General features: G+C 66.5%; 10 protein-coding genes. All 10 read left to right on the forward strand.

The features are described 5' to 3' along the window. Positions 1–43 precede the first annotated feature (43 nt). The 10 genes from murC (at position 44) to dnaE (ending at position 11,448) form a co-directional block, all read left to right on the forward strand. Positions 44–1,456, forward strand: coding sequence for a UDP-N-acetylmuramate--L-alanine ligase (murC, locus tag ACEN2M_RS04615; RefSeq protein WP_441646955.1), 1,413 nt, complete (start codon positions 44–46; stop codon positions 1,454–1,456). 22 nt (positions 1,457–1,478) lie between these two features. Beyond that, complete coding sequence (locus ACEN2M_RS04620; RefSeq protein ID WP_441646956.1) at positions 1,479–2,666, forward strand: FtsQ-type POTRA domain-containing protein; 1,188 nt, start codon at positions 1,479–1,481, stop codon at positions 2,664–2,666. A 138-nt stretch (positions 2,667–2,804) separates the two neighbouring features. Next, positions 2,805–3,986, forward strand: a complete 1,182-nt coding sequence (gene ftsZ, locus ACEN2M_RS04625; RefSeq protein ID WP_441646957.1) for a cell division protein FtsZ — start codon at positions 2,805–2,807, stop codon at positions 3,984–3,986. Continuing rightward, positions 3,986–4,699 carry a YggS family pyridoxal phosphate-dependent enzyme gene (locus ACEN2M_RS04630; RefSeq protein ID WP_441646958.1) on the forward strand — a complete coding sequence of 238 codons (714 nt, stop codon included), beginning with the start codon at positions 3,986–3,988 and terminating at the stop codon, positions 4,697–4,699. The genes ftsZ and ACEN2M_RS04630 overlap by 1 nt, the downstream gene beginning before the upstream one ends. A 19-nt stretch (positions 4,700–4,718) precedes the next feature. Beyond that, on the forward strand, positions 4,719–5,225 hold the full coding sequence (locus ACEN2M_RS04635; protein ID WP_441646959.1) for a cell division protein SepF: 507 nt from the start codon (positions 4,719–4,721) through the stop codon (positions 5,223–5,225). A gap of 6 nt (positions 5,226–5,231) precedes the next feature. After that, on the forward strand, positions 5,232–5,528 hold the full coding sequence (locus ACEN2M_RS04640; protein WP_441646960.1) for a YggT family protein: 297 nt from the start codon (positions 5,232–5,234) through the stop codon (positions 5,526–5,528). Positions 5,529–5,664: 136 nt separating this feature from the next. Beyond that, positions 5,665–6,348, forward strand: a complete 684-nt coding sequence (locus tag ACEN2M_RS04645) for a DivIVA domain-containing protein (protein ID WP_441646961.1) — start codon at positions 5,665–5,667, stop codon at positions 6,346–6,348. Continuing rightward, positions 6,338–6,913 carry a signal peptidase II gene (gene lspA / locus ACEN2M_RS04650; RefSeq protein ID WP_441646962.1) on the forward strand — a complete coding sequence of 192 codons (576 nt, stop codon included), beginning with the start codon at positions 6,338–6,340 and terminating at the stop codon, positions 6,911–6,913. Before ACEN2M_RS04645 ends, lspA begins: the two co-directional genes overlap by 11 nt. Before the next feature lie 8 nt (positions 6,914–6,921). Continuing rightward, positions 6,922–7,842 carry an RluA family pseudouridine synthase gene (locus tag ACEN2M_RS04655; RefSeq protein WP_441646963.1) on the forward strand — a complete coding sequence of 307 codons (921 nt, stop codon included), beginning with the start codon at positions 6,922–6,924 and terminating at the stop codon, positions 7,840–7,842. Positions 7,843–7,980: 138 nt separating this feature from the next. After that, positions 7,981–11,448, forward strand: coding sequence for a DNA polymerase III subunit alpha (gene dnaE / locus ACEN2M_RS04660; protein WP_441646974.1), 3,468 nt, complete (start codon positions 7,981–7,983; stop codon positions 11,446–11,448). The last annotated feature ends 212 nt before the right edge of the window (positions 11,449–11,660 follow it).

Genomic DNA, 11,660 nt, shown 5'->3' on the forward strand with positions numbered 1-11,660 from the left:
CCACCCGCATCACCCGAGCACCGCCAGCCAGAGAGACGTCCACGTGATCAAGCCCGACCTGACCCTGATAGTTCCCGAAGACCTCGGCACTGTGCACTTCGTGGGCATCGGCGGCTCGGGGATGAGCGGCATCGCCCGACTCTTCCTCGCCGCAGGCCACACCGTGACCGGCTCCGACTCTCGTGACTCCGACAACGTGCACGCCCTGCGTGAGCTGGGCGCGACGATCAGCATCGGTCACGACGCGGCCAACGTCGGCGACGCCGACTCGCTCGTGGTGACCGGCGCCCTCTGGCAGGACAATCCAGAGTACGTCCTGGCCACCGAACGCGGTCTGCCGGTGCTGCATAGGTCCCAGGCCCTGGCCTGGTTGATCCGGTCGCACCGTCTGGTGTCCGTGGCGGGCGCGCACGGCAAGACCACCTCCACCGGCATGATCGTCACGGGCCTGCTCGGTCTCGGCCAGGACCCCAACTTTGTCAACGGTGGGGTCATCGAATCGCTCGGCGTCAGCGCCGGCAGCGGAGCCGACGACCTCTTCGTGGTCGAGGCCGACGAATCCGACGGCTCCTTCCTGCTCTACGACACCGGGATCGCGCTGATCACCAACGTGGACCCCGACCACCTCGACCACTACGGGTCGCTCGAGGCCTTCGAAGCGGCGTTCGTCGAGTTCGCCCAGAACGCCGACGAGTTCGTCGTGGTCTCCTCGGACGACCCCGGCGCCGTCCACGTCACCGCCCGCCTCACCGACAAGCGCATCATCACCTTCGGCGAGGCCGAGGGCGCCACGGCGCGGGTGCACTCGATCGGGACCTCCGGCCCGGTGAGCTTCTCGGTGACCTGGGAGGGTGTGGACTACTCGGCCACCCTGCGCATCCCCGGCCGCCACAACGCGATCAACGCTGCCGGCGCCTTCGCCGTGCTCGTCGGCCTCGGCTTCGACCCGGCCGCTTCCCTCGAGGCGATCTCGGCCTTCGGCGGCACCGAACGGCGCTTCGAGCTGCACGGCACGGTGCGTGGCGTCAGCGTCTACGACGACTACGCCCATCACCCCACCGAGGTTGCCGCGGCACTCTCCGCGGCACGCACCGTGGTCGGCGGCGGCCGGATCATCGCGGTGCACCAGCCGCACCTGTACAGCCGCACCCGGCTGTTCGCCCAGGAATTCGCGGACACCCTGGAGAAGTATGCCGACGAGACCATCGTGCTCGCGGTCTACGGCGCCCGTGAAGACCCCGAGCCGGGAGTGACCGGTGCGCTGGTCTCCGAACGCTTCCAGGACCCGTCTCACGTGGCCTACATCCCCGAATGGCAGGACGCCGCCGACTACCTCGGCAGCATCGCCAGGGACGGTGACTTCGTTGTGACCCTGGGCTGCGGCGACGTCTACCGCATCGTGCCCCAGCTGCTCGACTCTCTCACCGAAGAGCCGTCTGCGGGTGCGCGCGGATGAGGTTTCTCCCTGGCGCTCGCGCATGAAGCGTCCAGCAGGACCAGCGGCCCGGCCCGGCCGGCCGACCCCACCACGCGCCCCGGAACGGCCCGCACAGCCCGTGGGCGGGTCCGGGCGTGGCGCTGACGACCAGAGCGGCCGGAGCGGCTCCGGCGGCCGTGCAGAGGCCGACGCGCCGACCGAGCCGATCGAGCTGCCCAAATCAGCGCGGAAGGCAGCGTCGACATCGACATCGACAGCGGAACCGACCTCGACAGCGACAGCGACAGCGGGACCGACAGGCACCCCCGGAGGCCTCGCCGCGCGCCTGACCCTGCCCGGGCGCGGCGCCAAGCCCGTCGCCGACACCCCGACCGGGTCTGGTTCCGGGGCGACGACTTCTGAGCCCGACGCGCCGGCTGCCGAGCACACTCCCACGACCGCCGCAGCCGACACCCCGCTGACCGCGCGTGCGGCACGAGGCCGGCTCCGGGCCGCACGTCGTGCCCGCAAACAGTACGAGCGCAATGAGGTTCGACGCTTCACCTCACGGTCCCGGCATCGGCGTAACCTGTGGCTGGCAGCGGCCGGCACCGTGATCGCCCTCGTGGCCTTCGTGCTCGTCGGCGTTTTCTCCCCGCTGATGGCGCTCCGCACGATCGAGATCACCGGCACCAGTCGCATCCCGGCTGCCGACGTCGCCCAGGCTTTGGACGGGCAACTGGGCACCCCGCTGCCGCTGCTGGACCTTGCCGAAGTGAAGGCCCAACTCAGCGAGTTCAGCCTGATCCGCAGCTATGTCACCGAAAGCCGGCCACCGGACACTCTCGTGGTGCGCATCGTCGAACGCGAACCCGTCGGGGCGATAGTCTCTGCCGCCGGGTTCGACCTCGTCGACGCGGCCGGGGTGGTCATTCAGGGCGGCCCCGACCGGCCCGAGGGCTACCCCCTGATCGACACCGCCGGCGGTGCCAGCGGCACCGGCTTCCAGGCCGGTGTCGCCGTGGTCGGCGCACTGCCCGAGGGCATCCGCGCGCAGCTGGACACCGTGACGGCCGCAACCAAGGACGATGTCGCGCTCACCCTGGCCGGGGGAGCGCGCGTGGTTTGGGGCAATGCGGAGCGAAGCGAATACAAGGCCCTCGTATTGGCCGCGCTGATCGTGAGCCACCCCGTCGGAAGTGTCACCGAATACGACGTGTCCTCGCCGGACAGCGCTGTGGTTCGCTGAAACCGACCGGGATTCGCGACACGCGGGCGCGCCTCCCCAAGGCGCTCCCGGTGGCACCTAACTTCGAATTTAGGAATTGCATACTCAGCATAACTTTAAGCCTCGAGTAGAGGTTTAGGGTTCCACCGGAGGCCGGACGTGTCAACTAATCAGAACTACCTAGCAGTCATCAAGGTTGTTGGAATTGGCGGCGGCGGCGTGAACGCCGTCAACCGCATGATCGAGCTCGGCCTCCGAGGGGTCGAATTCATCGCCATCAATACGGATGCCCAGGCACTCCTGATGAGCGATGCAGACGTCAAGCTCGACGTCGGCCGCGACCTCACCCGAGGTCTCGGCGCCGGAGCGGACCCCGAGGTCGGCCGTCGTGCCGCCGAGGACCACGCCGAGGAAATCGAAGAGGCGCTGGCCGGGGCCGACATGGTCTTCGTCACCGCCGGCGAGGGCGGCGGTACCGGTACCGGTGGCGCTCCCGTCGTGGCCCGGATCGCCAAGTCGATCGGCGCCCTGACCATCGGTGTCGTCACCAAGCCGTTCGGCTTCGAGGGCAAGCGCCGCCAGGCGCAGGCCGAAACCGGCGTTGCCTCGCTCAAGAACGAGGTCGACACCCTCATCGTCGTGCCGAACGACCGTCTGCTGGAGATCAGCGACCGCGGCATCAGCATGCTCGAAGCGTTCGCGACCGCAGACCAGGTGCTCCTGGCCGGTGTGCAGGGCATCACCGACCTGATCACCACCCCCGGCCTGATCAACCTTGACTTCGCCGACGTCAAGTCGGTCATGCAGGGCGCCGGTTCCGCACTGATGGGCATCGGGTCCTCCCGCGGCGCCGACCGGGCCATCAAGGCCGCCGAACTCGCCGTGGCGTCGCCGCTGCTCGAGGCATCGATCGACGGCGCCCACGGCGTGCTGCTGTCCATCCAGGGTGGATCCAACCTCGGTATCTTCGAGATCAACGACGCGGCCCGCCTGGTGCAGGAAGCCGTGCACCCCGAAGCCAACATCATCTTCGGTGCCGTCATCGACGACACCCTGGGCGACGAGGTGCGCGTCACCGTCATCGCCGCGGGCTTCGACGGCGGTGAGCCCGGCGCCAAGGTCGCCGAGGTTCGTCGCTCCGACCTCGTTGCCGCCGGTGTGGCCGCTGGAGCCTCGGGTGGTGCGGCCAGCGCCATTGCCGCTGCCGGCGCCGAGAGCGCCCCGGTTGCCGAGCCCGCCGGCTCGGTCTGGTCGACCGATTCCGCCGCGAGCACCCCGGTCGCCGACCCGGCGTTCGAGGACGACTCAGACGACCTGGACATCCCCGATTTCCTGAAGTAATGACGGATCCAGACCTCTCCCAGCGGCTGGCGAACGTGCAGGGCGGCATAGCCGATGCCGCACGAATCGCCGGCCGTTCGGTGGACGACATCACCACTGTGGTGGTGACCAAGTTCCAGCCGGTGTCGCTGGTGCAGGAGCTGCTCGAGCTCGGTGTGCGCGATTTCGGGGAGAGCCGGCACCAGGAGGCGCAGGTGAAGGCCGCTGAGCTGGCAGGGTCGGGCATCCGGTGGCACTTCGTGGGTCAGGTCCAGGGCAAGAAGGCCCGTCAGGTGCGGGCCTACTCGTCGGTGATCCACTCGGTGGACAGGGAATCCCTCGTGACCGCCCTCGCCGCCCCGGTGACCGAGCCGGGCGATGAGGGCACGACGGTGGACTGCTTCGTGCAGCTCAATCTCACCGAAGACCCGGCCAGGGGCGGTGTGTCGATACCCGACCTCGCCCCGCTCGTTGAACGGGTCCTCGCTGCCCCGGGCCTCAGGCTTCTGGGCCTGATGGCCGTTGCGCCCCTCGGCGCCGATCCACGCCGCTCTTTCGCCCTGGTCAGCGAGCTCGGGGCCCAGATGCGCGGCATTGCTCCCGATGCGCGATACCTGTCCATGGGAATGTCCCAGGACTACGCGGCCGCCATCGCCGAAGGCGCGACACACCTGCGAATTGGCACCGCAATCACCGGGAATCGCCCGGCAGCGGTTAATCTGAAAACGTCGTAATACCAACACGGAGGTCGAGATGTCCAACCCGCTCAAGAAAACCATGGTCTACCTGGGTCTGGCAGACGAAGAGCTGGAATATGAGGCGCCCGCCGCGGCTCCCGTCTCCACTCTCCCCACCCAGTCCGCGCACGCCGCGCCGACCCACGCCACTCCGGCCAACGGATCCCACTCGTCCGGCCGCGCGCCGGTCACGCCGTTGCACAAGACCTCCACCCCCAAGAATGTTGTCGTGTCCGAAATGAACGAGATCCTCACCGTCCACCCGCGCCAGTACCGCGACGCCCAGGTGATCGCCGAGTCCTTCCGTGAGGGCATTCCGGTCATCATCAACCTCTCCCAGATGAGCGACGCCGACGCTCGCCGCCTCATCGACTTCGCCAGCGGCCTGTCACAGGGTCTTTACGGCAAGATTGAGCGCGTCACGGCCAAGGTCTTCCTCCTGTCGCCGTCGCACGTCGTGATCTCCGGCGACAACGCCGCAGAGGAGGGGGACACCGATTCCTCCTTCTTCGCCCAGTCATAGCCTGACGTGTCCGTAATCAACCTGGTCCTGGGGATCGCCTACTATCTCCTGCTGCTGTACTTCTTCGTCATGTGGGGTCGATTCATCGTCGACCTGGTGCGCGGAATCAACAGGTCCTGGCGACCGCACGGCTTCGTGCTGGTCCTCATCGAACTCGTCTACACGGTCACGGACCCGCCCATCAATTTCTTCCGGCGGATCTTTCCGCCGCTGCGTGTCGGCCCCATCGCCTTCGACTTCGGGTGGAGCCTGACGATGCTCTGCTGCATCATCGGAATGTGGATTACGGCGATTCGGTTCTGACACGCAGCCTCACCAGGGTCTCGGCATGTATTCTTGATCGATGACGGCCAACCGGCCCGGTACAACACCGAGTGCCAGTTGGTCGTAAGCACGTGTTCGCACAACTGTTCGCAATTAAGTTTTGAGGTGGAAAGCCATGGCGCTAACTCCGGAAGATGTAGTCAACAAGCGGTTCCAGTCGACCAAGTTCCGCGAGGGATATGACCAGGACGAGGTTGACGACTTCCTCGACGAGGTCGTTGTCGAGCTGCGTCGCCTGACCCAGGAGAACGAGGACCTCAAGGCCCGTCTCTCCGGCGGAGAGGGCGCACCTGCCACCTCCGCACCGGTCAGTGCCGCTCCCGTCAGCGCCGCACCGGCCCAGGTCGCCGAGCCCGTCAACACCCCGGAGCCGGTCGCTGAGCCCGTCGCCGCCGCGGTTCCGGCACCCGTTGCCGCTGCCCCCGCAGCCGAGGTCGACGAGACCGCCGGTACGACCAACCTGCTGCAGCTGGCCCGCCGCCTGCACGAGGAGCACGTCAAGGAAGGCGCTGAGAAGCGCGACGCCCTGATCGCCGAAGGCCACGCCACGGCAGCTCGCGTGATTGCGGAGTCCGAAGCCAAGCAGCGCGCCCAGATCAACGTCCTCGACAAGGAGCGTTCGGTCCTCGAGAACAAGATCGAGGAACTGCGCACCTTCGAGCGCGAATACCGTCAGAAGCTGAAGAGCTACATCGAGGGCCAGCTTCGCGACCTCGACTCCACGTCGCCCGTCGGCGCGGGTGCGGGCAAGGACTCGGGCAACTCGCCGAAGGCGAGCTTCCAGGGCTTTGGGGCGTAACACCCCCGCGAAGGTCAGCTATCGCGCGCTCACCGTCCTGGCCCTCGTGGCCGTCGGTGGGTTCGCGGTCGACCAGATCAGCAAGGCCCTCGTCGTCAATTCGATGATCGAGGGCGAAACCGCCCGGGTTCTGGGTGATGTGCTTCAACTGCACTTCATCCGGAACCCCGGCGCGGCATTTTCCTTCGCCACCGGCCTCACCTGGGTGTTCTCACTCATTGCGGCCGGTGTCGTCGTGTTCGTGGTGTGGTTCGCCCCACGCATCCGCTCGCGCCTCTGGGCGATCGTCTTCGGTCTCCTGCTCGGCGGTGTGCTCGGCAACCTGACCGACCGACTGTTCCGAGAGCCCAGCTTCGGCCTCGGTCACGTCGTCGACTTCATCTACACCCCGTGGATGATGCCGGCCATCTACAACGTCGCAGACTGCTGCATTGTGGTGAGCATGGTTCTGTTCCTGCTGCTCTCACTGCGTGGCATCGGCCTCGACGGCCGCCGCACCCCGGCATCCGAGCCGGCAGCGGCTGCGCCCGTCGATGCTCCCGCATCTCTCGTCACCCCCAACTGAACGGCACCATGGAAAACCGAGCCCTGCCCCTTCCCGACGGCCTGGATGGTGTGCGCGTTGACGCGGGCATCGCCAAGCTGTTCGGCTTCTCCCGCAGCTTTGCGGCCGAGATCGCCGAAGCCGATGGGGTCACCCTCGACGGCGTTGTCGTCGGCAAGTCCGACAAGTTGCGCGCCGGCGGCTGGCTCGATGTGAGCTGGCAGCCCAAGCAAGACCTCGTCATCGTGCCGATCGACGTGCCGGACCTCACCATCGTGCACGACGACGATGACATCGTCGTGATCAACAAGCCATCCGGTGTCGCCGCCCACCCCAGTGTGGGCTGGACCGGACCGACCGTGCTCGGCGCCCTCGCCGGTGCCGGTTACCGGATCGCCACGTCCGGGGCGTCGGAGCGCGCCGGCATCGTGCATCGCCTCGACGTCGGAACCAGCGGCCTCATGGTGGTCGCCAAGTCTGAGGCCGCGTACACGCACCTCAAGCGAGCCTTCCACGACCGCGAGGTCGACAAGATCTATCACGCCGTCGTGCAGGGCCACCCAGACCCGTCCAGCGGCACCATTGACGCGCCCATCGGCCGGCACCCGCGGTCCGACTGGAAGTTCGCCGTGGTCGCCGGTGGCAAGGACTCGGTCACGCACTACGAGACCCTTGAAGCATTCCCCTCGGCATCGCTGCTCGAGGTACACCTGGAGACCGGTCGTACCCACCAGATCCGGGTGCACATGGCCGCCCAGCGGCATGCCTGCGTGGGCGACGCGATGTACGGCGCCGACGCGAAAATCTCCGCCAGGCTGGGTCTCACCCGGCAGTGGCTGGTGGCCAAGCAGCTCTCCTTCGAGCACCCGTCGAGCCGCGAGTGGGTCACCTTCGACGCCGAATACCCCGATGACCTGGCCAACGCACTACGTATCCTGCGCGGCGATTAAGCCGGGCCGTCGGCCGACGCTTAAGCTGGAAGACCAGCACCACCACATCTTCATCAGATAAACCCCAGAGCAGCTGGAGCAGTCGTGTCGACCCAGAATGATTCGTTCGTCCACCTCCACGTGCACAGCGAGTACTCCATGCTCGACGGTGCCGCGCGGGTCAAACCGCTGATCGCCGCCGCCGCCGAGCAGAAAATGCCCGCGATCGCGGTGACCGACCACGGCAACGTCTTCGGCGCGTTCGACTTCTGGAAGACCGCCACCGACGCCGGCATCAAGCCCATCATCGGCACCGAGGCGTACATCACGCCAGGCACCGACCGCAGGGACAAGACCCGGGTCAAGTGGGGCACCAACGCCCAGAACCGCGACGACGTCGGCGGCAGCGGCGCCTACACGCACATGACGCTGCTCTCGGAGAACACCGAGGGCATGCACAACCTCTTCCGGTTGTCGTCACTCGCCTCGCTCGAGGGCTATTACTTCAAGCCCCGCATGGACCGCGAACTGCTCAGCACCTACTCCAAGGGCCTGATCGGCACGACCGGATGCGTCGGTGGCGAGGTGCAGACCCGCCTGCGGCTCGGCCAGTACGACGAGGCCAGGCAGGCCGCGGGGGAGTTGCGCGACATCTTCGGCAAGGACAACTTCTTCTGCGAGATCATGGACCACGGCATCGACATCGAGCGCCGCACCATGACCGACCTGCTCAAACTCGCCAAGGAACTCGACCTGCCGCTGGTGGCCACCAACGACCTGCACTACACCCACGCCCACGACGCCACCGCGCACGCCGCCCTACTCTGCGTGCAGTCGGCGTCGACCCTGGATGACCCGAACCGGTTCAAGTTCGACTCCAACGAGTTCTACCTCAAGACCGCCGCCGAGATGCGGCACCTGTTCCGGGACAACCCGGAGGCCTGCGACAACACCCTGCTCATCGCCGAGCGGTGCGAGGTCAAGTTCAACACCTCGGCCAACTACATGCCCCGCTTCCCGACCCCGGAGGGGGAGAACGAGGAAAGCTGGTTCATCAAGGAGACCGAGCTCGGCCTCATCCGCCGGTACCCGAACGGCATCTCGGCGGCCGTGCGCAAGCAGGCCGACTACGAGGTCGGTGTCATCACCCAGATGGGCTTCCCCGGCTACTTCCTGGTCGTTGCCGACTTCATCAACTGGTCCAAGGACAACGGCATCAGGGTCGGCCCCGGCCGTGGCTCAGGCGCCGGTTCGATGGTGGCGTACGCCATGGGCATCACCGACCTCGACCCCCTCGTGCACGGTCTGATCTTCGAGCGGTTCCTCAACCCCGACCGGGTATCCATGCCCGACTTCGACGTCGACTTCGACGATCGTCGCCGCGGCGAGGTCATCCACTACGTCACCGAGAAATACGGCGCGGAGCGCGTCGCCCAGATCGTCACCTACGGCACCATCAAGGCCAAGCAGGCCCTCAAAGACTCCAGCCGGGTCCTCGGCTTCCCGTTCGGCATGGGCGACAAGCTCACCAAGGCCATGCCGCAACCGATCATGGGCAAGGACATGCCGCTCACCGGCATGTTCGACAAAGACCACCCGCGCTACCGCGAGGCCGGCGACTTCCGCGCCGTCATCGAGACGGATGCCGAGGCGCGCACGGTCTTCGACACTGCGCTGGGCATCGAGAACCTCAAACGGCAATGGGGCGTGCACGCGGCCGGTGTGATCATGTCCTCCGACCCGTTGATCGACATCATCCCGATCATGCGTCGCGAGGCCGACGGCCAGATCGTCACCCAGTTCGACTACCCCGCCTGCGAGTCGCTCGGGCTGATCAAGATGGACTTCCTGGGGTTGCGCAACCTCACCATCATCGACGACACCCTCGACAACATCGAAGCCAACCGTGGGCACCGACCGGTGCTGGAAGACCTTGGCCTGGACGACCCGCTCGCCTACGAACTCCTCGCCCGCGGCGACACCCTCGGGGTGTTCCAGCTCGACGGCGGGCCGATGCGGGCGCTCCTGCGCAGCATGAAGCCCGACAACTTCGAAGACATCTCGGCCGTCATCGCCCTGTACCGTCCGGGCCCCATGGGCGCGAACTCACACACCAACTACGCGCTGCGCAAGACCGGTCAGCAGGAGATCATCCCGATCCACAAGGAGCTCGAAGAGCCCCTCAAGGACATCATCGGCGGAACCTACGGTCTCATCGTCTACCAGGAGCAGGTGATGTCGATTGCGCAGAAGCTGGCCGGCTTCTCGCTCGGCCAGGCCGACCTGTTGCGTCGCGCCATGGGCAAGAAGAAGAAGTCAGAGCTCGACAAGCAGTTCGAGGGCTTCTCCGGCGGAATGATGGCCAACGGTTACTCGATGGAAGCTGTTACCACCGTGTGGAACATCCTTCTACCGTTCTCCGACTACGCCTTCAACAAGGCCCACTCGGCCGCCTACGGCGTGCTGAGCTACTGGACCGCGTACCTCAAAGCGCACTACCCGGCCGAATACATGGCCGCGCTGCTCACCAGTGTCGGCGACGCCCGCGACAAGCTCGCCCTATACCTGAACGAGTGCCGCCGCATGGGTATCCAGGTGCTTCCGCCCGACGTCAACGAGTCCATCGGTTTCTTCGCCGCCGTCGGCACCGACATCAGGTTCGGCCTGGGCGCCGTGCGCAACGTCGGCTTCAACGTTGTTGAAGCCATCAGGGCGGCGCGCACCGAGAAGGGCAATTTCGAGTCCTTCCACGACTTCCTGCGCAAGGTGCCGCTGCAGGTCACGAACAAGCGCACCGTCGAGTCCCTGATCAAGTCCGGTGCCTTCGACTCCCTCGGTTCTACCAGGCGTGCCATGTTCGAGATCCATGAGGGCGCGGTCGACTCCGCAGTCAAGATCAAACGCGACGAGTCGCACGGCATGGTCGGGTTCGACTTCGACAGCCTCTTCGACGACCCGCAGGAAACCGAACAGGTTCCCGAACGGCCGGAGTGGAGCAAGAAGGAGAAGCTCGCGCTGGAGCGCGACATGCTCGGCCTCTACGTCTCCGACCATCCACTGGCCGGCCTGGAGATTCCGCTGGCCAAGCACGCCAGCACCACCATCACCGATCTGATCAGCTCGGAGCACACCCAGGATGCCGACACCGTCACGGTCGCCGGTCTGATCACGAACGTGCAGCACCGCATCGCCAAGAAGTCCGGCAACCAGTACGGCATCATCTCGGTCGAGGACTTCGGCGGTGAGATCGACGTCATGTTCATGGGCAAGGCGTACCAGGAGTTCTCCCTCGACCTGGTCAGCGACTCCGTCGTGGTGGTGCGCGGGCGGGTGAGCATGCGTGATGACGGCATGAACCTGCACGCGTACAGCATCTTCGCTCCGGAGCTTGGGCAGGCCTCCGACCACGGCACGCTCTCCATCACGCTGTTCGAGGCCCGGGCCACCACCGACACCGTGACCCAGCTCGGTGAGGTGCTCAAACGGCACGGCGGAACGTCCGAGGTGCGCCTGAAGCTCATCAAGGGCGACACCGCCCGCGTGTTCGAACTGCCGAGCCGGGTAACCGTCACAGCAGACCTCTTCGGCGAATTGAAAAGCCTGCTCGGTCCCTACTGCCTCACCTGACCTGCCTCACCTGACCTGCCTCACCCGACCTGCCTCACCCGACCTGCCTCACCCGACCTGCCTCACCTGACCTGCCTCACCCGTTAGAACGGCGGGTTGTCGGGCACCGGTGGCGTCGGGTGCCGCTTCGGCCGGTGCCTGGGCAGCAGGTAGCTGTCATCGGCGGGCCGCTTCCGGGTGGTCGGCCCCACCGTCGGTGGCCGCGGCCGGGG

Origin of the sequence: Cryobacterium sp. W22_MBD10_FK3 (genome assembly GCF_052113745.1) — a bacterium.
Classification (GTDB): domain Bacteria; phylum Actinomycetota; class Actinomycetes; order Actinomycetales; family Microbacteriaceae; genus Cryobacterium.